This is a genomic window from Moorena sp. SIO1G6, from assembly GCF_010672795.1.
Classification (GTDB): domain Bacteria; phylum Cyanobacteriota; class Cyanobacteriia; order Cyanobacteriales; family Coleofasciculaceae; genus Moorena; species Moorena producens.
This window is the reverse complement of the sequence record NZ_JAAHFZ010000014.1, coordinates 1-22775: the sequence shown is the minus strand read 5'-3', so window position 1 is coordinate 22775 and position 22775 is coordinate 1. Positions and strand designations below refer to the sequence as shown.

18 protein-coding genes and 1 pseudogene are annotated in these 22775 nt (G+C 43.4%); 6 read left to right on the top strand and 13 right to left on the bottom strand.

Translation table 11 applies throughout. The annotated features are described in order from the left end of the window. Positions 1-99 precede the first annotated feature (99 nt). From rplC to F6K63_RS15515, 3 genes are all read right to left on the bottom strand, one after another. Complete coding sequence (gene rplC, locus F6K63_RS15525; protein WP_287265039.1) at positions 100-735, bottom strand: 50S ribosomal protein L3; 636 nt, start codon at positions 733-735, stop codon at positions 100-102. A gap of 517 nt (positions 736-1252) precedes the next feature. Then, entirely contained in the window at positions 1253-1474 is a 222-nt protein-coding gene (locus F6K63_RS15520; RefSeq protein ID WP_287312623.1) for a hypothetical protein, read from the bottom strand. Between the two features lie 19 nt (positions 1475-1493). Beyond that, positions 1494-3695: a cation:proton antiporter domain-containing protein gene (locus F6K63_RS15515; protein ID WP_287248936.1), complete on the bottom strand. Its 2202-nt coding sequence runs from the start codon at positions 3693-3695 to the stop codon at positions 1494-1496. Between the two features lie 196 nt (positions 3696-3891). Between F6K63_RS15515 and F6K63_RS15510 the strand changes: the two genes are divergently transcribed. Both F6K63_RS15510 and F6K63_RS15505 read left to right on the top strand, forming a co-directional pair. After that, complete coding sequence (locus F6K63_RS15510; RefSeq protein WP_287248939.1) at positions 3892-4113, top strand: hypothetical protein; 222 nt, start codon at positions 3892-3894, stop codon at positions 4111-4113. A gap of 418 nt (positions 4114-4531) precedes the next feature. Beyond that, positions 4532-6013, top strand: a complete 1482-nt coding sequence (locus F6K63_RS15505; RefSeq protein ID WP_287248964.1) for a zinc ribbon domain-containing protein — start codon at positions 4532-4534, stop codon at positions 6011-6013. A gap of 121 nt (positions 6014-6134) precedes the next feature. Here F6K63_RS15505 and F6K63_RS15500 read toward each other — a convergent pair whose 3' ends face one another. After that, entirely contained in the window at positions 6135-6608 is a 474-nt protein-coding gene (locus F6K63_RS15500) for a hypothetical protein (protein WP_287312621.1), read from the bottom strand. A gap of 651 nt (positions 6609-7259) precedes the next feature. On the opposite strand from F6K63_RS15500, the gene F6K63_RS15495 reads away from it, so the two are divergent. Beyond that, entirely contained in the window at positions 7260-8129 is an 870-nt protein-coding gene (locus F6K63_RS15495) for a pentapeptide repeat-containing protein (protein WP_287248945.1), read from the top strand. Between the two features lie 343 nt (positions 8130-8472). On the opposite strand, the gene F6K63_RS15490 is transcribed toward F6K63_RS15495, so the two are convergent. Continuing rightward, positions 8473-11388, bottom strand: a complete 2916-nt coding sequence (locus tag F6K63_RS15490; protein ID WP_287312619.1) for a TIGR03960 family B12-binding radical SAM protein — start codon at positions 11386-11388, stop codon at positions 8473-8475. 246 nt (positions 11389-11634) lie between these two features. Beyond that, positions 11635-11967: an STAS domain-containing protein gene (locus F6K63_RS15485; protein WP_008191243.1), complete on the bottom strand. Its 333-nt coding sequence runs from the start codon at positions 11965-11967 to the stop codon at positions 11635-11637. Positions 11968-12743: 776 nt separating this feature from the next. On the opposite strand from F6K63_RS15485, the gene F6K63_RS15480 reads away from it, so the two are divergent. After that, positions 12744-12938, top strand: coding sequence for a hypothetical protein (locus F6K63_RS15480; RefSeq protein ID WP_008191245.1), 195 nt, complete (start codon positions 12744-12746; stop codon positions 12936-12938). 240 nt (positions 12939-13178) lie between these two features. Here the strand turns inward: F6K63_RS15480 and F6K63_RS15475 are convergent, their stop codons facing one another. Next, positions 13179-13574, bottom strand: a complete 396-nt coding sequence (locus tag F6K63_RS15475; RefSeq protein WP_008191247.1) for a hypothetical protein — start codon at positions 13572-13574, stop codon at positions 13179-13181. Positions 13575-13759: 185 nt separating this feature from the next. Here F6K63_RS15475 and F6K63_RS15470 point away from each other — a divergent pair, with 185 nt between their 5' ends. Together F6K63_RS15470 and F6K63_RS15465 are read left to right on the top strand one after the other, a co-directional pair. Continuing rightward, a complete protein-coding gene (locus F6K63_RS15470) occupies positions 13760-14104 on the top strand; it encodes a hypothetical protein (RefSeq protein WP_008191249.1) in 345 nt (114 codons plus the stop codon). Between the two features lie 142 nt (positions 14105-14246). Further along, positions 14247-15440 carry a hypothetical protein gene (locus tag F6K63_RS15465; RefSeq protein ID WP_008191251.1) on the top strand — a complete coding sequence of 398 codons (1194 nt, stop codon included), beginning with the start codon at positions 14247-14249 and terminating at the stop codon, positions 15438-15440. A gap of 227 nt (positions 15441-15667) precedes the next feature. On the opposite strand, the gene F6K63_RS15460 is transcribed toward F6K63_RS15465, so the two are convergent. The 6 genes and pseudogenes from F6K63_RS15460 to F6K63_RS15435 form a co-directional block, all read right to left on the bottom strand. Beyond that, a complete protein-coding gene (locus F6K63_RS15460) occupies positions 15668-17242 on the bottom strand; it encodes an ammonium transporter (protein WP_287312617.1) in 1575 nt (524 codons plus the stop codon). Between the two features lie 13 nt (positions 17243-17255). Continuing rightward, a pseudogene (locus F6K63_RS15455) lies at positions 17256-18602 on the bottom strand (RNA-guided endonuclease InsQ/TnpB family protein). A gap of 270 nt (positions 18603-18872) precedes the next feature. Next, complete coding sequence (locus F6K63_RS15450) at positions 18873-20930, bottom strand: ribonuclease catalytic domain-containing protein (protein WP_008191260.1); 2058 nt, start codon at positions 20928-20930, stop codon at positions 18873-18875. Between the two features lie 343 nt (positions 20931-21273). Continuing rightward, positions 21274-21489 (bottom strand): 30S ribosomal protein S18, encoded by a 216-nt coding sequence (rpsR, locus tag F6K63_RS15445; protein WP_008191262.1) that lies wholly within the window; start codon positions 21487-21489, stop codon positions 21274-21276. Between the two features lie 453 nt (positions 21490-21942). Continuing rightward, positions 21943-22137: a 50S ribosomal protein L33 gene (gene rpmG / locus F6K63_RS15440; RefSeq protein ID WP_071986987.1), complete on the bottom strand. Its 195-nt coding sequence runs from the start codon at positions 22135-22137 to the stop codon at positions 21943-21945. A 311-nt stretch (positions 22138-22448) separates the two neighbouring features. Further along, complete coding sequence (locus F6K63_RS15435; protein ID WP_287265036.1) at positions 22449-22601, bottom strand: hypothetical protein; 153 nt, start codon at positions 22599-22601, stop codon at positions 22449-22451. Between the last annotated feature and the right edge of the window lie 174 nt (positions 22602-22775).

Sequence of the window (22775 nt, the reverse complement as noted above, 5' to 3'; positions counted from 1 at the left end):
TTTTAAGCACTTAGGGGGTGCTAGTAGTAAAAATAAACAGTTACATATACATCAGGCTTACACCTAACGATGAGGGAGCTAATTGCTTTTTCGTTCTGACTAACGTCCGACTTTATTAGTGGGTGCAATGCTCAAGAGTGTCCCTGGTTTACCGGGAACTGCACCTTTAATCGCTAGCAAATTGCGCTCTTGATCTATCTTGACTACTTCAAGTTTGCGAATTGTCACCTTGGTACCGCCGTAACGACCAGCCATTTTCTTACCTGGATAGGTACGACCAGGGGTTGTCCCTGCTCCAGTGGAACCTGGAAGGCGGTGGTTTTTGGAACCATGAGCCATCGGTCCTCGCCTGAAGTTGTGACGTTTCTGATAACCCGCGAAGCCACGACCAATGCTTTTACCGCTGACATCGACAATTTGACCAATACTGAACATATCGGTATTGACTGGCTGACCCAGTTCAAAATTACTGGTATCATCCACGCGGTACTCACGTAGGTGGCGTAAGGGTGGGGCGCTGGACTTAGCCAAGTGTCCAATTTCAGGCTTATTAATTGCCTTAGGCTTAACTTGGTCATAACCAATTTGAATGGCATTGTAGCCATCTGTCTGGTTAGTTTTTATTTGGGTCACAGTGCATGGCCCAGCTTTGACGACGGTTACAGGAATCGCTCTTCCTTCATCATCGAACACTTGGGTCATACCGAGTTTGGTACCGAGGATACCGACAGACACTGGTTTCTCCTTTGTAGACATTGCAGCAGTCTGGCAGCAGGGATATTCAAGAACCTGAATTCCCTTTGTGCCACAAACCAGGTCATTATAAACCTGGTCAGTATTTATAGTGGATAAACCTCTCCTCAAAAAATAAGCAGAGAGCCCACTTTTATCCAGCTCGGCATGATGGTCGAGCTAGATTCTCGTTCAATTGCGTTTACTGGTCAGAAAAGGCTATTAAACTCGCCTGACTTCGCTGGGACTTAAGTTGTTAATAACTCAGTATCCCTTGATCCACGAAAGTGTAAGCACTTATTGACCCAAAGTAGACCCAAGAACCGATTGGAGTTGTTTAAACCTAACTGTCTTTGACCTACTTTAGCCCTGATGCCAAAAAAAACACCTGATATGCTGTGTATATTGTCTTGCCTCGAACCTAATTCTTAGCCCACAGCACAAGGAGCTAACCAGTTGCTGAAAAAGCAACTGTCATAATGCCACTATTATATAGTATATAGTATTTTGCTAAGGGTGTCTAGTTAGTTTGAGAATTAGTTTGACAAAAATTTGCTTGCTGTATGGATTTATCTGAAATCGGGGGATTCGGAGCTCTAAGGATGCGATCGCGTAGCGTAGCCCTTCGGGCTAATCGCATAAGCGCGGAAGCTGAGGCCGTAGGCCACGCTTTGCGTTCGCGTAGCGTCGGCTTTGCCGAAACGCTTCCGGAGCGTAGCGTAGCCCTTCGGGCTAATCGCATAGTCTTGAAACCAAATTATTCAGTCCTCATCCCATTCCCCAGACAACAACACACAATCCCCCACCTGCAATACTCCAGCTTCATCCACCGGATTATATAGTTTCCCTTGTCTACGCAACGCCTGAACCATCACATTGTATTGATGCTGGAGATCAATTGGCTTCATACCGACCAAACTTGAATTCTCTACCAAAGTTACCCAATGCTTAGATCCCTCACTAAGGAAACTGCGACTTTCGATCCAGTCTCTAAACGCTGCTAATTCTTCCGGTTCCCCAACAACTAGCAATCGATCCCCTGAACGCAACGTCATCTTACCTTGTGGGTAGTGGACGATATCATTACCTTGTTGAATTGTCAAAACTGTTACCCCAGTCACGTTACGGATATCTGCTGCTGCCAGAGTTACCCAATCTAGACGGGAAGTTTGACTCAAGGTCACCCACTCACTGTGGAGTTCTTCAGCAACATCAGTGATGTCTTGCTGCTTTGAATAGGTAGCTTGTTCAGGTCGTACACTCAAATAGCGGTCTTGGTGAATCCGATTGATCACAGACTGAATCATACCTTGGGATTCTCCCAGTGCTACTAGCACATGGGCTCCCATTTCCAATGCTGCCTCAAATTCTGGTTGCACTACTTCCCGCGCCCCTAACTGGGTGAGTAGGTCAATTTCGCTATTTTTGTGAGAACGAGCCACAATATCCAGTCCTGGGGCAAACTTGAGGGCACGTTTGAGCAACAAGCGGGTACTGCCAGGATCGGGTAGGGCAATGGCTAGGGCTTTAGCTTTTTCTAGATGGGCTTTTTCTAACACCAGTTCCGAGTGAGCATCCCCAAACATATAAGGAATTTTTTCATGTCTTAATCGTTGAATAGCAGCTTCGCTATTTTCAATCACTAGTACCTCATGCCCTTGATTGCGCAGGATGTTGACCAGTACTCGCCCCACTCGTCCATAGCCAGCCACTACCACATGATTACAAATCGTTTCTGGAATTGACAAAGCTTTAGTGCCCCGAAACTGACGCAGGTAGTTTTTCAGAAACGGCAGATTTACCAGGTGGTCTGCTATTCGGGGAGACCATCTCAGCGACATTGGTGTCAGGACTAGGGTAATTGCTGTGGTTCCCACCAGGAGTAGATACTGATCCCTAGTGATAAATCCTAACTCAAAGCCAACCACCGCTAATACAAAGGAAAATTCTCCAATTTGATTGAGACCAAAACTAGCAATAAAAGCAGTTTTAAAGGAATAGCCAAATTTCAGCACAATCGGTAGGATAATGGCTGCTTTTCCACCCATTACTAACATCACTAAACCGATAATTATGCCGAAGTTATCGAGCAGCACTTCTGGCTCAATGAGCATTCCTATGGATGCAAAAAATAGACATACAAACGTGTCTTTAAGGGGAATTATTTTGGCAACTGCTTGGTCAGCATAATCAATTTCAGCCATCATTAATCCTGCCACAAATGCTCCCATTTCAACGGATAGACCAAGTCCAGCAGTAATCAAAGCAATCCCTAAACACAGGGCAATTACTGTGATGAGAAATAACTCACTGTTTTCAGTGCGGGCAATATATTTAATGAGATGGGGAACTATCCAGCGACCGGCGGCTAGAGCAGCAGCTAGAAACACCAACGCTTTGAGTAAAGCAACAACTAAAGCTGAGCCAATATCTGAGGGCTGCTGAAGGGCGGGTATGACGGCTAACATCAGACCTAAACTAAGGTCTTGAGCAATCAAAATTGCCAGCATCACTTGACCATGAAGGGTATTGGTTTCTCCTCTCTCCATCAGGGTTTTAAGAACTACTGAGGTAGAGGAAAGGGAGATGATGAATCCGAGCATTATTCCCGGAGTAAATCCGTCAACCCAACCAAGTCCATTGGCTAAAACTGCAACTAGGGTAATAGTGAGACTAATTTGCAGTAAACTCCCTTTCAGGACAATATCTTTAAATCGTTTAAGCTGGGATAGAGAAAATTCTACCCCATAGGTGAATAACAAAAAAACAATCCCAATTTCAGCAAGGGATTTGACTTGTTCTAATTCGCCTACGAGTTTAAGACCAAACGGACCAACCAATAAACCACTGGCTAAATAGCCTAAAAGTACAGGTTGACGTAGCCGATTGGCAAGGTAGCCTCCCAGAGCAGAAGCCCCTAGAACTGTGGTTAGATCCAGAATTAAATTGTGTCCTGAGGCCATGATTAGGAATGGGTAATCGGTAATTGGTCACAGGCTTCATACCTGGGGGTTTGCCCTTGTGCCCTGATTTTTTTGTAACCTACCCACTTGAACTAAGCAACTTGGGCATCAAGGAGTTGGTAAGGAAGGCTCAAAGTACTCTACCCACCTGATAATTTTTTCAGTTATCTTATGACGGTAGAGATTTCCAAGAACTATGGCTTTAGAACAGTGTAACGTTTGTGGGTCTTTAACCAGCACCAACGATGAAATTTGCCTCAGTTGTGGTTATCCAGCTAAAGGTCGGCCAAAGTTAGTTTTTTTCAAGTGGACTGCTATCGGTGTTGCTGTAGTATTTGCTCTGTTTCTCGTACTAGGGGTCATTAACAGAGTTGAGCAACACCTCAACTCTCAACCTTCGACACATATAGACCGGTAAGATAGACCGGTAAGATAGCGTTGGGTTATCAGTCTATCTGTGTCTGCTGCGCGCTGTGTCTGCTGCGCGCAGCAGATACACATGTACTTAGTTAGAAGTTGGCGGACTAATCAGACCATTAGCTGCACCAAATAGATTGATGGGATTTTTGCCATCGGTAATCAAAACACTCTGGATACCAAGTGCTTCTAGAAGTCTTGCCTGCATTTCCGGACCTGCTTGTGCGATCGCTTGAATGGTTTGAGGACCAATTGCTTCTACTTTCTGTCGGTATTCTTCACTCTTAATGTGAGCCTCGCAGTCAAGTCCCGAAAAATTAGGACAAAACTGTATTTAATAGTGCGAACTGGACATTGACAATTTTATAGCGCTAGACTATAATGGCAGTATATAGCAAAAGCTGTACACACCGTTGATGATGCAAAAGAAAGTAGGCGCAGTAAAGAAGATATCGACTCAGGTCGTCCCAGTTGTAGGGATAGCTAAGTCGGTTGAGCTTGAGCTGTTGTCTACGATGAAAAAACTAGGCGTCGTCAGGTCTGAGTCTTACAACAAGCTGGGTAGTATAAGTCATTGGGGACTTGACTGGAAAAAAGCCTACCCAGAAGTCAGGGACTTCAGGAAGCCTGAGTCCCTGGGCTTGCCTTCCAAGTTAATGGAATGGACTGTCAGTGATGTAGCTAAAACTATCACAGCTCAACAAGCGGCTTCCATTGAGGCAGTCATAAAAAAGATCTATAAGAGGTTTCCTGGAAAGGAAAACCAGAAGATCAGAAAGGATATCTCTAAGCAACTCAAAACTTCAGCTTTTCTGGATAATCCACTATTGCACAGACTTGTAAGGAAAGAGTTTCAGAGAGGACATTCTTGGGTCAAGAATCAAGTTGTATACCAACAAGGAGGATACTCGTGTAAACGATTGTCTCGTTATACTTATCAATTGGAATTAGCTGGAATCAGAAGAGGAAAAAGAAACAAACTAATAGTTAGGTCTAATCGAAATATTAAAGGACAGATTAGACTAATATACAACTCTCTACTGGCAAGATTTGAGATTCATTTTTTGGTTAATCACGGGACAGCTGAGATTCCTCCTGAACGTCGAGCGATAGGAGTAGACAAGGGATACACCGAGGCTTTTTATGATTCAGATGGTCAGGCACACGGGAAGAACCTGGGCAAAATAGCAACCATAAAATCCGTTCGCGTAGCGTGGCCTTTTGGCCATCGAATATGCGCCAAAAATCGGAACAGAGGAAAGCTCTGGGCAATACATAGGAAGCTAGAAAAAATAGATCCAGCTAAATCAGCTCGGATACTGAAAAATAATCTGAGTCGAAAAACAGAAAACAGTCGTTACAGAAGAGATCAATCAGAGTTGAGGGCGATTATAGGGGCTGCTTCTAAATCCCTCTTCAAAGGAGAATCTCTAAGAATTTTTGCTGAGGATTTAACGCAACCAATCAAAAATAAACGCCAGTCAAAGGCTATGTCTCGCAAGTTGAATAGCTGGATGAAAGGAGAAATGCGGTACTCCTTGCAGAAATGGGCTAATTGGACTGGTTCGGTTGTGACAGAAGTCCAGCCAAGCTACACGTCGCAAATTGACTCCTTTTCTGGCACCTTATTGGGAGCAAGGATTGGGGACAGTTTTATCAGATTTAATGGGGTCGTGTTGCAGGCTGATCACAATGCTGCGAAGAATATCCTTGCTCGTGGTACAGATCAAGGAATCTCCCGGTTTATGACTAGGGTTGAAGTGCAGGCAGTATTGTTGCGTCGTACTGCGCGTTTCTTAGAAGGTATGGATTTGACTTTAGCTGACGCGGTTAAGCTAGGATGGCTTGACCGCAAGCATGCCAAAACTCAAGCTTTTAAGGAACTCCTCACCGGGATGTGAGGAACGTCTAGATAGATGAGCGGGAGGCTTGACTCCAATTGCTACTTGACCGCTCCTCACTCAGACATCAATAAAATGCACCTTGGCCGTTTTATTCGGTTTTATCCCGATTGATGACGGTTTAAGAGTATTCCTTAGCTCTTGCTTCTGCTGTTGCCTGACCTGTAGACTCAATGGCTATATTTTCTGCCTTTGACACTCCCCGTCCTAGAAGAACGGGGAGTGTCAAATCCCCTACCAGTTTCTCGTTTGGATAAAGGGGAAACGGATCTTGCGCGAAACGAATTTCCAGATCACCGTAGCGCAGTCGAATTTGACCATGCTGATCAGCAATGGGTTGACCGTCTTCATCCCGGAGTAATGGATTAGCCACCACACAATAATATCGAGGCGGCACAATAATCATCGGTTCAGGTTTTAAGATCAGCCGCTCGTGATCCCGAAGGGTAATGGTTTGAGGACCAACCTCCAGTCGCGTAACACCAGTATTGTTGTCTAGCACATGAATAAACTGTTGGGGCTTGATGCGAATCACTTCACTAGTTGTTCTAGGCACTTCCATTTTCTTCTCTGTTTTACGCTCAGTTGTATTCATAGTCTCGGTCTAATCGAACTAGATTACTAAGTTGCCTTCATCGGTCGTAAGTAGTCATACACAATGAAAGTTGACTGATCAGATAAGGGAATAGGGAACGGCGAACCGAGAACATAAAGGGGTTGAACAACGTTAAGGGTTTCAACACAGTTAACAGCATTTATGTTCAGGTATTTAGATACAGTATTGTGCCTATATAAATCCCAAGTCAGTTGTGAGCAAAATTGTTTTACCAAGGGAGCTTCGGATCAGGAAATATCAGGATTCATGTAGGATTGCTATAGTTCATGGTTTATCCCTAAAGCCTAATCAACAATCAACTATTTTGTAACCTGACAGCAAAGGAACTCGCTATAAAACTAAAGTAACCTTTCTTTTTCTGTTCTGCCAAAATAACCCAAACTCGTTATGACTACGTTGATTTTATGGAGTTGGGAGCAATTTCATCAAACCCCTGGGATAGGAGATGTGATTGCTGATCGGAACATTAACGATGAGGTATGAGGCCACCTTATATTAGGCTTGATAGCATTAAGTACTAACAACTATTAACCATTAATCATTAACCCAACCTCTAAAAATACTAATATTTTTTTTTAGGATATAATCAGGATGATTACTATCTAATATTAAACAAATAAGGGGCATACTATGAATCGTGATGACTTCCTAAAACGCTACGAAGCCGGTGAAAGAGATTTTTCTGGTATTAATTTGAAAAAGGCTAACTTAAAAAGTACTAATTTCAAGGGTGTTTGTCTAAAAAATGCGGACTTGAGTAATGCTGATTTAGAGGAAGCTACTTGGGATGATGTAGATCTAAGTCATGCTAACTTGAGGAATGCTTACCTATACGAAACCACTATCGAAAATTCTAACCTTACTAAGGCTAACTTGAGTCATATAGTAGCCTCTGAATCAACCTTGGAAAACTGTGATTTTAGTGGTACTGATCTGAGTTATGCGGATTTATCTGTAATCTATATAGCTACTAGTAAGCTCAGGGATGCCAATTTTAGTTATGCTACCTTATGTGAGGTTTACGTAGGTGATTCTGACCTGAGCAATGCTAACCTCAGTTATGCCCGTATGCTAGGGGTTGATGGCTGGAAAAAAGCTGACCTGAGTAGTATAAATTTTACCAAAGCTATCTATACGTCATACACTGAGTTTCCGACTGGATTTAACCCATCAAAAGCCGGAGCAATCTTTATTTGTGCCGAGGCTGACTTAAGCGGTTTAGACTTGAAAAATGTCAACCTAGGTTATGAAGAACTGTGTGGCGCTAACCTTAGTCATGCTAATTTGAGTGGTGCAAGACTGTATAATACTGACTTGAGAGCCGCCAACCTAAGTTATGCCAATTTAGAAGGTGTTGACTTTCATGATGCTGATTTGAGTGAGGCTAATTTCAGCCATGCTAATCTTAAAAAGGCTAAATTAGCTAAGGCTGACTTAAATGATGCTATTTTCTGTAACACTATTATGCCTAATGGCAGGATTAAAAATAATAATTGTTAGCTAGATCAATCCAGCTCAGTGAGAAGATAATTATTGGTAATGGGTAATGGCTAATTTTGATTACTCCCGTACCATTGGCTTTCCTTATCAAAGCAGTGATTTTCTTTTCCTTAGACCATTCTTTGAGGCGTTGCTTAATAATGGAATGATTTGAATAGTTTTGTGGAATGGGCATCTTGCCCGTTCCTGACGGTGCGACCCGTGGCGAATTTAATTCTTAATGGGTCAAGCGCACCGGATCTTTTTGGGCAGGCAGGATGTCCACCCCACTCATATTCATTGATTGATTCAGCAACGCCACATTTTTAGCCAATCATACCTTAATTCAGCAACGCCAAATTTCTCAATTGCGCAGAATCAACCGTTGCCGATGAACATGCAACAAACGAAACTCCCGCTGCGCCACCTGCTCCAACATATAAATAATGTGCTCTGGTCGCAACATCGTGCCATCATTCAAACAACTCCCCACATACCGCAAAACCACCCCAGACTCCGCAACCTCCTCTTCACCATCTTTGGATTTTTGGGGTTCGATCACCTCGAAGTCAAATAAGCGATCGCATAAATTCACCCACTGCTTCTTCCCCGACTTCGTAAACCGCTCCCACCAAATTTCCTTACTACCTTTGATTGCTTCAATCCAACCCTGCCACTCTTCCCAAGACGCTTCTGATATTACCTCAACTCGAATCAAATACTCAGCTCTCTCCAACAGCTGAGTTCCCGCAGGTTCCTTCAAATCCACTGCTTCAACCCCATACACCGGAATCTCTTTAGGCAACTGAGACACCAGCCTTTCCCTAAACTCCTCAACTGGCATTTTCTCAGTTAACTCAAACTCCACAATCTCCCCACTGCTAGACGCTCCCAAGGGCAACGCATTAGCAATCATAATCCGAGCATTAGCCCGAAACCCCCCACTATATCGAATTGGCAGTGACGCCCGTCTTACTGCTCTCTCAAACAGACTTGCCAAATCCAGATGACCCAACAAGGTCATATCCCCCAACTTTCCAAACCAAACCCGCAGCCGCTGATCCTTATTAGTATTGGGTTTAAAGTGACCAGCAAATTGCGGAATCTGTGGCGGGTCAATCACCACATTATGACCAAAATCAATCCCACACACACCACAGTGAGAACACCCATCAAAGGAACAATCCGGTACCGTTGCTGCATCTAACGCCCGTTGTAAATCTTCCTTGAGCCAATTCTTATCAATTCCCGTATCAATATGATCCCAAGGCAAGGGAGCATCAAGGGCGTTAAGGGTTGACGGTTGAAGGTTAGCTGGTTGAAGGTTAGCTGGTTGAAGGTTAGAAGGTTGAAGGTTAGAAGGTTGAAGGTTAGAAGGTTGAAGGTTAGAAGGTTGAAGGTTAGAAGGTTGAAGGTTAGTTGGTTGAAGGTTAGTTGGTTGAAGGTTAGCTGGTTGAAGGTTAGTTGGTTGAAGGTTAGTTGGTTGTCGGTTAGTTGGTTGTCGGTTAGCTGGTTGTAGGTTAGCTGGTTGCTCTGAACTTTCAACCTTGGCCTTTTGGCCACGCTTCGCGAACAACCTTCCAACTTGCAACTCTTCTACACCCGCCATCACGTTCCATTCGCCATTTTCTACTTGGCGATATTTCCAGGTCAGACCTGATGAAGCGATCGCATTTTCCCAAGCAGCAAATGCCCGATCCAAGCTTTCCATCCAGGAGTCCATCCCTGCCCCCAATTCCCAAGCACGGCGCACCACCGCACTTAAGCGTCTGTCACCCCGTCCCACGAAATCTTCCATGGCCGAAATCCGAACATCGGTGTAATTAACCTTCACCCCCCTGATCTGACCAAATACTTGTTTGAGTAATTCCTGCTTGCGTTCAAACTCCGAAGTCGATACGGAATGCCACTGGAATGGGGTGTGAGGTTTTGGGGTAAAATTAGAAACAGTTATGTTAAACTTAATGGTTTTTCTGCCTTTAGCACGGCACTCCTGCTGCAACCAACGCACCGTTTCCGCAATCCCCAACACATCCATATCCGTTTCACCGGGCAAACCAATCATAAAATAGAGCTTGACTTTCTCCCAGCCTTGCTCAAATGCCGTCTTTACTCCCCTGAGCAGTTCTTCATTAGTCAGTCCCTTATTAACAATATCCCGCATCCGCTGAGTTCCTGCTTCTGGGGCAAAGGTCAAGCCACTCTGCCGATTGCCCCCTAGGATATTGGCAATATTCTCATCAAAGCGGTCTACCCGCTGACTCGGTAGGGACAAGGAAATATTCTGATCCTTAAGACGATTTTTGATTTCCATCCCCACCGCTGGTAGAGCCAGGTAATCCGAACAACTCAGGGATAGAAGGGAAAACTCGTTATACCCTGTAGCACGCATCCCTTGTTCAATAGCTTCCACCACTTTTTCTGGTTCCACATCCCGCGCTGGTCGAGTCAGCATCCCAGGTTGGCAGAAGCGACAACCCCGAGTACAGCCCCGTCGCACTTCGATCTTGAGTCGGTCATGAACCGTTTGGATATAGGGTACTAGTCCAATAGCATAGGCAGGCATCGGTGTAGCCACACGCCGCAAAATCCGCTTCGGCACATCAGGGCGGTTGGGTTTAACTGAGCCATCCTCAGTCATATCATAGAATTGGGGGACATACACCCCTGGTATCTGAGCCAAATCCAGGAGTAACGCTTCTCGACTTAAGCCAGCTGCTTTGCCTTCTTCGATTACTAAGCCAATCTCTGGCAACAATTCTTCCCCATCGCCAAGATCAACAAAATCTAAGAAATCAGCATAGGGTTCAGGATTCGATGTCGCCGTTTGTCCACCTGCAAAAATTAGGGGTATTTCCGATATATCAAACTGAGCACGGTCTTTCCAGGTCAGGGGAATTCCTCCCAAATCCAACATTTCCAAGATGTTGGTTGCCCCTAATTCATAGCTAAGGCTAAAGCCAATAATATCAAAATCTTTCAGAGGTCGCCGATTCTCGACAGCAAACAGAGGGGTTTGAGTGGAACGTAATTTAGCTGCCAAGTCTGGGGCAGGTAGATAGGCGCGATCGCATAATTGCCTAGGTTGATAATTCAATATATTGTAGAGGATGATATGGCCTAAGTTAGAAGCCCCCACTTCATAGATTTCTGGATAAGTCAATACCCAGCGTACCTCAGCTTCTTCCCAAGGTTTATGGACTGCTCCCAACTCGTTACCTAAGTAACGGGCTGGTCTGTTGATGTCTGGTGTTAATATTTCCTCTACAGTGATTGCCATAGAAACTTTATTACTGCTTTCAATGCAGTTAACCCTGATCCACCTTTGATTTTATCAGTACTCAGGCTAGAGATAAGGGGGTGAAGGTGGATGAAGTGAGGGAGATAATAACCACCATACTTCTTAACTGGTATTTCCCTATCTCCTCCCATCATCATCGCTGTAAGCACTTAATCTTCCCAAGATTTCCTATGATTTTGCTGCACTCAGAGCCATTGAGTTAGCTTCCCAACCTACTCCAACCCCCTAGAGGGCTGTAGCAAAAGCCTCATGGCTGTCAAAAATCTCAAACACCCCATCTAATTTAGTTAGCTCCAGCATAATTCGAATTGAAGGAGCTACGGAGCAAAGACCAAAGCGCCTCTCTAGACTTCTTGCTAGCTTCAGACCATGAATTAAGGCCATTAAGCCAGCACTGTCGAGAGACTCTAACTGATGCATATCAACCAACAAAGCCGAATCCTCAGCAGCCACCACAGCTTCTGTCAACTGACTTTTAAACTCAATTGCATTAGAAGCGTTAATATGACCGGAAGGTTGAATAATTCTTAATTTTGCACTCAGGGTCGCCTGTGTCATGAGTAGACTCCTCACTTGGTCAAATCCAATAAAATTTTATAGAGAATATATTGAAGATAGTATGGAATTTCGCTAATTCCATACCACTTCTGATAGACTTTGCCGAATCTTTACAGATTGCTAATGGTTTTTGAAATCTTCATTAAACTTACCATCAAAATGTATCATATATTACTTTTTTTCAAGTTAAGTAATTTATTTTTCATTTCCGATGGTCTAAGTTGCTAAGAGCATGGCTCAGTTGATGCCTATAAGTAGGGATTAAATTTTAATAATTTTTGTTACGTTAACTAAATAGAGCTGCCCTGACATAGAAATATAATACTTTTTGTTATAGGCTTGAGCCAAATGTTTAGCCTTAGATAAGTATAACGTTAACTAGGGTGTAGAGGCAAGTAGTACTAAGCAGTATGTCCTTATAACTGCCTTAGGTGCGCTTGACCCATTAAGAATTAAATTCGCACCTATTGGTGCGCGCCTCCAAGGGCGAATAAATCGCCCTTGGGTCGCACCTATTGGCTTTGCCAACGCTACGCGAACGGGTCGCACCTAAACTTCAATACCTCTAACCCTTGAAACGGCATAGCTTCTTCCGTTGAGGTTAAGCTTTCTGAGTTAAGTCCAAAAGGCATATAATATATATGTAATATATATGTCAGAGAGTACCAATCCACCTCATCAGTGATTTAGATCACATCCCAATAAGATAAAGATCACTATAGTGGCTAGTAATTTCAGAAGACAATAAAGTTATATGGAATTGTGGGTAAGTAATTGTGAAAACTACATTTGTTATTCGTCAACTAGTAGAAAAAGCCCTCTATATTAGGAAATTGACTCCTGATATAGAAAATGCAATTAACTACGAACTAACTCAAACTGGTTACATCTCTGATGTGGATTACGAAGCACTGGAATTATTAATGTCTGAGATGGATGCTGGTCGTGTACAGCTAGTTCCGAGTCACTAGAAAAAGTGGTTATAAACTAAGGCTAGACCAGCTCGGAGGCTTGGTAACTACTCCATGACTTTTAGCCATGACTTTTAGCCATGACTTTCAGGGTTGGGGCAAGCTCTGACAGCTACATGTGGCAAAACCCCTACAACTTTAGTTTACTCTCCTAAGGGGTCTGACTTGCTACTGCTTGAGTCGTGATCAGATCACCATTGAGTTGGCAAAGTCCTATTACCGATTAACCATTAAAAAAACTTAAAACTTTTCAGGATAAGCTTGCCAAACTGCACAGATAAAATAACTTAGTTGCTGGCGAGCATCAGGGTCACTTTCTACATTGACATCAGGGTCATCTAACCGAACCAAGAGGGGAATTACTTCAGTGTCTAAGGCTAGTCGTAATAAACTCGCTGGCCAAAGTAAATCCGGTCCAGAGCGTAGGTCGTAAAGAGTAAGCTGTTCAGGGAGTTCCACTGGCACAGGCTCTTGACTATGCAAGGTGACCAATATCATAGAACGCACCCAACACATTTGTCGCGATGACACAAATTCGATCACTTCAGCGTATAAACGAGTATTGTCATGCTCTAAACAAATAATCTGATGAGGCTGGAACTCGTAAACCAAACTCCTTGATAGGTCTTTATTCACCAGGCATCAATTCCTAAATTGAGTCATTGCGATACAATATAATGTTCATATTACCAGTTTGGTTAACGGGGGTATTAGACCCAGATTTGCCATGACTGGAAGTCAGAGGCTGTCTCACTGCTCATCTTTGCTATGATGTATTAATTCAACTTAGTCTCAATAGATTTAATACCATAGCATAGATTATGAAAGTCCAAGTTTCAGTCGTGTTTAGCAATCCCGTGGATTTCGTTAATTTTTCTCATCAGGCACTGCCTCGATTTTGCGTCGATCTGCCTTTTAAACCTCGCGCTATCCCAGTTGAAGAACTGTTGCCCAACGTCCCTATGATTGATAGCAATTCAGACGATTGGACAACAGACCTGCCCTTCGAGCAAATAGAATACAAGGAAGAAGGAGCAGAGGAATATGCCAAAATGGTAGTAGTAGTGGAAATCCCACAGGATGATATGCCCTTGTTTGAAGATGTAGTTAAGTCGTTTGGGGGAAAGATTATGCCATCAGAGGGGTTGGATGTAATGGACATGTAGTGGACATGTAGTTTACACCCCATATCTTACCCATAACCTGGCTTGTAGATCATAGAAATTCCTTGTTAATCTTGATCGAAAATTCAAGACTATCACAAAATATGTTTGAAGGAAAAATAGTCTGGAATACACAAGGAATGAAATGACCTCTAAGCAGGATAAACCTGAGGTGGCTAAAATCCTCGAACCATTCAAACTCGCATTGGCTGAGCATCTGAGTAACCCTGATGTTGTCTTAGACGAGGTACTGGCATGGACTGGCTCTCAGCCTTTTTTGACCCAGAAGCTTTGTCAAGTTATCCTTGACTCTAAATCTCCCATCCCTGTTGGTGAGGAAGCTCTCAAAGTCGAAGAACTAGTCAAAACTCACTTCGTTGAAAATTGGGAAACTCAGGAAGCCGCTGAACTTCTGCAAGATATTCGTAGTTTCTTGCTCGAAGAACAATTCCTGCGGCTATATCAGAAAATTTTGCAGGGAGTCATGATGGCAAATGACAGTTGGGAACAAAAAGTGTTGCTCAACTCCGGTGTGGTGATTAACCAGGGGGGAAATTTAAAAGTTTCTAACCGTATTTATGAGGTTGTTTTTAATCACAGCTGGGTAGCTCAAGAGTTAGCACAGTTGACCAGTACAGACTATTGGTTGGCATCTGAGCTGACGACAGATGCTACTGATCAAGCCATCGCCATTGCTTTTCCTAACCTACCAATCACCCCAGTTACTCAAGACCAAGATCTCACAACTGACCAGCCTAAACACTCAGAGCTGACAACTGATGAACCCAAACACCCAGATCTAACAACTGACGAGCCCAACCAATCAACTGTAGTACCTTTAGAGCCAGACCAAGCCACAACCTTGGCTACCTCATCAGCTAGCAGAATCCCATCACCCATTAGTTTTTGGGGTGGCTTGATCGCCTTGTTTCTAGTCATTACCTTTGGTGTATTTCAGTGTACTAGTGCTAGAAGAGCAGACGATCAACTAAAAAACCTTGCTTCTGAGGACATATGCAGACGCCAATTTACTACCAGAAAAGAACAAATAGAGCAACTTAGAAAGATAAAGAGTCAAAATAGTGCTTTTCCCAAGCTATGTCAGTCAATGTTAGATCAATTGCAGTTTTCCTATGCTATAGAAGAGCTCGCTAGTCAAGGTGAATTCAAGCAAGCTACTATAAATCTTTGTAAAGTATCAGAGCGTTACTACCAGTTTAAACAAAAATCTCTTCCACGTTTTTTCCGTCGATGGGATAGGAATAATGAGAATTATGCTAATTGGTTGAGAAACTATCTAATAAAATTAGATTGTCCAGCTGCTAAATATTTGGGGTAATCAATTGTTAAATTGTTAAATTGTTAAATTAAATTGTTAAATCAGTAGTTGTGGCAACAGGGAACAGGGAATAGGAAATTCATGCATGGATTTTTAGCAAACAGTTAACTAAATAACTAATTAATTTAACTAATTAATCTAACTTAATAGACTGGTTTTAGTCAATAAAAATTTATTTTATTGCCTACTTTTAAAGACTTAGCTATTTACTGATAAGCCAGATTCTTCTAAGGATTATAAAAAACTCCATCGCTACCACTGATTTCTTCTTCCAAAGATACCCTAATTCCTCGACGAGCAATTTCAAAAATAGTTAAGATAAATTCTCCCAATTGAAAATATTGGGTTTGACGTAATTGTTTCCTATGGCGTTGTTTGCCGCTAATCCGCTCATTGATATGGCTTGCATAATATAAAATTAGGCTAACTAATAGCCAACCTAATAAACTCAATAGAGCTGTTACAATGATAATAATCAGCCAGCCTAAGAACTGACACAACACTTGTAATAATGGATCGTCATATACATCAAGTTCCGAGTACAACAGAGAACTATTGCTACTAAAGATTCCTAAGGCAATCGTTCCCCAAAATCCACAGAAAAGGTGAACAGGAATCGAACCTACGGGGTCGTCAATTTTCCAAACTTGTAGAAAATATTCGCCTAAAAGGACAAAAATACCGCTGATAGAGCCAATTATAAATGCACTTTTGATATCTACAAAAGCAGCTGAGGCTGTAATTCCCACCAACCCACCTAAAATGCCATTGATAATTGAGGCTAGACTGGGTTTTCCCAGGATAATTGGACTAAAAAATACGCTGGATATTCCACCAGCTGCTGCTGCCATCATGGTAGTTGTGATGGTATTAGCTACATAATCGAGATCCTTTGCTGAGCCACCATTAAAACCAAACCAGCCCAGCCAAAGAATTAAGCAGCCTAAGGTGGCTAAACCCAGATTATCGGCAGAGAACTTTTCAGTTTCGAGACCTTCATATCTATCTGTTCTTAAATTGTAGCCAAAACGACCTTGTCGTGGCTTTAGTAGCCAAGCCCCTACCAAGCCAGCCATACCACCAACACTATGGACTACAGTTGAACCCGCAAAATCATGAAATTTTAGCGCCTTGGCTAGCCAACCATAGTGTCCCCAAACCCAGTGACCGGTTACGGGATAGATAAAACCAACCAGGAAAAAACTAAATAGGAGAAATGCCCAGAATTTTACCCGTTCAGCAACAGCTCCTGAAACAATAGTGGCTGCAGTTCCAGCAAAGACTAACTGAAATAAAAATAGAGCCGCAAAGGAGCGATTAGACCAATCTTGATTGAGACAATTAAATCCTGATTCTGGAAAACCAAGATTTCCAAATTGGGGAAAGGGAAGATTAAAAAACAACCCCTTTTGACCCACTAAACTTAAACTATTATTTTCTCCTGGAACACAACTGTAAGTGATGCCATCACCAAACATTAAGCCAAAGCCAACTAGCCAAAAGGCTAAGGCTGATATACAGAAAACTATCAAATTTTTAGCCAAGACATTAGTCGCATTTCTCCGTCTACATAACCCGGCTTCTAACATGGCAAAGCCAGCATTCATAAAAAAGACTAGAAAAGATGAAACTAACAACCAGATAGTAGACAGGTTAGTGAAATTATTCGTGTTACTATCTTGTGCTGCTGCTACACCAAGCCATCCCAGCAGGATGGTAATAGCCAAAGATAGGCAGAAGTACCAACGGCTCGGTACCCGGATGATTTGGTGTTTTAATCTCTTGTACTTATGTCGAGACATCAAAGCAAGCTTTCTAGTTTTTTGACACTCCCCGGTCGCGCATACGCGGGGATTCTTCATTCAACGAGCCAGCTTGCTGAACCTGGCCGGAACCAAGAACAGTAGAGGCCGATTCTCCTGAAGCGTTTAGATCTTTTAAGATCCAGGTTCCGGTGTGCCCCACCGTACCCAAGGCTTTCTTAAGGATGTTTATTGCGGCGTTGTGGTCTCTATCTAACTGACAACCACACTTGCACGTATGAGTCCTAGTTGATAGGGACTTTTTAACTTCTTCGCCACAATTGGAACAGTTTTGGCTGGTATATGCAGGATTTACTGCAACTGTTACCTTTCCGAACTTGGTGCCAAAGTGCTCCATCCATTTCCTAAACTGATACCAACCTGCATCATTAATAGACTTAGCGAGGCAGTGATTTTTTACTAGGTTCTTGGCTCTTAAGTCGACCTAGGCGACCAGATCGTTAGAACAGATTACGCAGCGCGCCGGAGACGAAACCTTAGAATAAAGAAGCCTTAATAACAAAGATTTAACCCTTTTATGCATAGCCGACTAACCATAAAGGCTTCTTTATTCTTACGGTAACTTCGTTCCCAGTCTCTTGGCGTTCTCTTCACGTTGCCTACTTATCTTAAGGTGCTGTCTGCCTAGTCTATTAACTGCTTTATTTCGATTGGATGAGCCTTTCTTCTTGCGAGAAACTCGACGCTGGTAGAACTTAAGGCGTTTTTCTCCCGTTCTGTAAAAGCAGGGATTTGGTTCAGTTTTTCCAGCGGAATCAGTGTAAAAATATTTTAGTCCAACATCCAAGCCGATAGCTGTCCCACTTGGCTCTAGTTCCTCTTTGATATCAACTGAAACACAAAACTGGACATAATAACCATCAGCCCGGCGAACTATACGGACTCGCTTTATTTCCTTTTTATCCAAGCGCCACAAGTCCCATGTACCTTTAAGCTTAAGCTTCCCAATACCCTTTTTATCACTAAAGGTGATTGACTTCTTGTCAGGGGATAACTTCCATCCAGACTGTTTATACTCCACTGAGCGGCAGTTTTTCTGGAACTTAGGAAAACCTTTCTTTCCAGGTACTTTTTTCTTGCAGTTATCAAAGAATCGAACAATTGATGACCATGCTCTTTCAGCACTAGACTGACGAGCAGTAGAGTTTAATTCATTAGCAAAAGGAAAGTTTTTAGCAAGGACTGCACTGTACTTATTAAGGTCAAATTTGTTGACCCCTTTATTTTCCATCCAATACCTGAGGCAGCTATTACGGATGAACTGGACTGTCCGGATAGCCTCGTTGATCCCAGAGTATTGATGTTTTTTTCCTTTCGCCTTGAACTCTAAAATGATCATCAGCTTCTTAAAGTTACCGTAAGAATAGGGTCGCCTTATAACAACAGTTTTAACCCTTTTTCCATAGCCGACAAACCATAAAGGCGACCCTATTCTAAGGTTTCGTCTGGGACCTAAACTGTTCACTCCCTTATTTTACAACATCCAGACTAAAATTCCGGATTTTCCTGAAATATTTTTCTAGGCGCGTCAAGCCGCTGTGAGCCTTCATCCCCGGTCATTAGACACGGGGTTTTCGGCTTTGGGGGATTTTTATAAAAGGACAGAGATTTACGCGAATCTGTTCACAGCAGAAGCTGAGCCATCTTCTAGCTTTGAGTTAAAAGGAAGCTGAGCCTCTGAGTTCGCTAGTTCTTGAAAATGAATAACTTCTTTACGGGGATCAGCATGACTGACTTTGACGTGTAAGCGATCGCCTAATTGAACCGAACGCTGGAAACGCATGGGCAATTCTAGACCTAACTCTTCTAGGAGAATGTTGCCCTTATTCTCGTTTTCTCGCCACCAACTGAGTACTAATACTTGCCAAACCTGATTCGGGTTACGCCGCAAATATTCCAATCCCCAATATTTGTTGGTATCACGTTCTACTTCACTAGCATCCTTAGCTGTTCTGGTTACACTCTGCATCGTTTCGAGCAAATCTTCAGCTTCAAAGGGTAGGGGGTCACCCCGTAGATGAGCTTTCAGCTGGAAATGAGTCATTAAGTCAGTGTAGCGGCGGATCGGAGAGGTTACCTGGGTGTAAGTTTCCAAAGCCAAACTAGCGTGGCGTGTTGGGGTAATGCTCATTTCGCTTCTAGGCATACACCGACGCATGGCACAGAACCGCACTGGACCGGCTGGCAATAGCAGCAGTTCTTCTTGGGATGGAAGTTCTGGCTGGGGTTGTCCTCGGAATGGTAGTGGAATTTGGTGCGCTTGACCATAGCGTCCAGCCACTTCACCTGCCAGAATCATCATTTCTGCCACCATTTGCCGTGATGGTGAATCTTCTAACACCTCAATGGTAATTTGGTCATCATTTCCCACCTTGATTACCGACTCTGGCATATGGATGCTAATCGCCCCCTGAGACTTGCGCCACTTTTGCCGACGCACAGCCAAGTTAGCGATCGCAAACAGTTCTGTTTCTGCCTGTACCCCTAACTGCAACATTTCATCTACATCTTCATAAGTCAGGCGATAGGTGGGTTTAATCAGGCTGGGGTGAATCTGATAGTCATAGATGGCACCATCTTGATCCAAGATCACGCCAAAACTGAGTGCGCCACAGACTTGACCTTGAACCAAACTCATTGGACCAGTTGCCAGTTCCGATGGGAACATGGGAATCATGCCCGTGGGTAGATATATGGTGGTACTACGCCGTCGTGCTTCTAGGTCAAGATTATCCCCTGGCATTACCAAGCGGGTTGGGTCAGCGATGTGAATCCACAGACGCTGAGTGCCATCCTCTAGATCTTCTATACTCAAACCATCATCTATTTCTTGGGTACTTTCATCATCTATGGTGTAGAGTTTCAGATGAGTTAAATCCAAGCGATCTGAATCTGGGTCAGTAGGAGGATTTGCCAGGTATTGCTGGGTCAATTCGAGTACCTCACGACGAAATTGAGTTGGGATTTTATGACGCAGCAAGTACTTCTGGTGAGGACGCCACAAACCCAAATTTATCAATAAATCGAAGGCATTTTCTGGGTTTTGAGGGCGTTTTAGTGCTTCCAGAGTTTCCTGAACTGCACGAGATGGTTTATCTGGTTCACTAACGAACCGTTCTAGAGCATCAAAGCGAGTGCGATCGCTATCAACCCACTCTACTTGCTCACCCCCTAACTTTTGCTGTACTCGCTTCAAAAATTCTTCTTGTTCCTGGTGCTTTGATTGAGCCGCTGCCAGTTGATGCTTGATTTCAGCCACCATGCTAGCGGAGCGGGGTTCATAGGTTTGTGCTTTTTGTTTAAAATAGATTTTGTCTTCAAACAGAATACAGTGTGCCGCATAGCACTGGGGTGGACTTTGCTCAGAAAATAATAACTGTGCCATGTCAGCACAGGTAACCGCCTCTCCTTCTTCCACCAGTAATTCCCAAGCTAATTCTAAGCTATCTGGGTCTAGATAGGGTTGTACTCGAGCAATAAACTCTGGTATTTGTGATGGCTCATAAGTAGAATCTGCCACTGTGTAGGTGACTTGTCGAGGATGGAGCTTGTGCAGTTTCCCCCGTTGATCCAAAGCAATCAAGTGGTTCTTGCCCTCTGGACGATCGACAACAGCGAGATGGCGTTCTCCTTGTAAGCGAAATTCGATTAGTGTTCCCTTTTCCACCAGTTCTGATAACCCGGGTAGCGTTTACCAAATCCACCTCCCCCCAGTCTATCCTGTGTTGTTGAGATACCCAACTCAGCAGACGGGGTCAAGTCTAAAGTCTGAAGTCTGAAGTCTGAAGTTGTCAGTGGTCAGTGTAACTCCTGGTTGGGTCGCAAGTTTTTAGTTAACCATGTCTTGATGCAGAGCGCGAGTGGGGGAATTCCCCGTGAGGCCACTGCATCGCGCGCCTCAGCCATCGATCACCCCATTTCATCCTTCATCCTTCATCCTTCATCCTTCTTATTTGATATTTCATTCTTCACACGGGAAATATCCCAGAGGAAGACCGTGATTGTTCACCTTAACCTTCTTTATTAATATAGGGTAGCAAAGCCAAGAACCTTGCTCGCTTAATGGCTGTGGTTAGCTTTCGTTGTTGTTGAGTCGTTAGATTAGTAATGCGGCGGGGTAGGATTTTTCCCCGTTCAGTGATAAACTTGCGCAGCAACTCAACATCTTTATAGTCGATCGGTTCATCGGGTTTGATCGGAGAGAGACGTTTACGAAAGTAAGTCATGATTGGTTGTGATTGGTGATTGGTTATTTAGGTTACTGGTTACTGATTATAGTCATTTGTTCTTTGGTAAGTATTCAGCTATCAGCTATCAGCTATCAGCTATCAGTTATCAGTTATCAGCTTATGGGCTATCAGTTATCAGCTTATGAGCTATTAGCACGCTACTTAAGCTGCTTAGGTTTCTTTTATTCTGACGGCACCTGAAGTAGAGTGAGCCATTCGCGTAGCGTGACTCAAAGGCCAATGTTCACGGCTGACCACTGAATGCTTACAATAAAACAGGTAAGCATTGGTTTAAGCTGAGTTACTTGAGCTGACCGCTGATAGCTGACCGCTGAACGCGCACGCGTGTGCGTAGCACATAAGCTGAATACTTGTTCTTTGTTGCTTGTTCTTTGTCAATAGTCCATTTTCAATTAACAAATTCAATTCACAAATGACCAAGGACCAAATCTATTTGATTTCTTTGTGAATCATGTGCTTGTTGCAATGGGTGCAAAATTTCTTCAGTTCCAGACGTGATGATGTGTTACGGCGATTCTTCCTAGTGGTATAGCGGGAAACACCAGCCGAGCGCTTATTGGAGTAACTGCGACATTCAGTACATTCTAGAGTAATAACGATTCGGACACCTTTCTTACTTGCCATAGTTTTTTTTCTAAGAACTCAAATATTACAATTAAACACAATTTACTATTATCTCATGGGATGCCCCAGTCTATCAAGTAGATGCAAAATTGCTCAAGTCTCGGGAAAAACCTCACGCCTTGTTGGCACCATCATCGTGCAGGGCAATCTGGTCACTGACAAGGGCAGCCCACAGTAGTATCCTTGAAATGCGATTAGCTAGACCAATCAAGCCAATCATCATCGCGCTTTAGTGCAGCGAAGCCAACCATGCTCTCCAGTTTAGTTAGAGTCAGTAACCGGTGCAAGGGTAACGAATCTAACCTCAAGAATCAAGATAACCGAAAGCCCACTACCCTAAACTCTGAGCCGGATTGGTGTATAATAGCACGACTACCGTAACTAGCCAGAGCAACAGGAAGATGAGCATCTGCAACATATAAAAGCCAAGAGTATTTTTGATCAGGAGTGAGCTGACCAGCCATACTCCTACAAAATCGATATCGAAAGCAGCAGCCCGCCACTCTATTGCTATAGCAGTCGCCAGGGCAGTTAGGACATGACAAAAGTCTCACACCCTTTGTAAGCGATGCAGAGGTGCGACCCGTGGCGAATTTAATTCGCCAACGGAAAGCGCACCTAAGCGGTCTTGGGGGTTT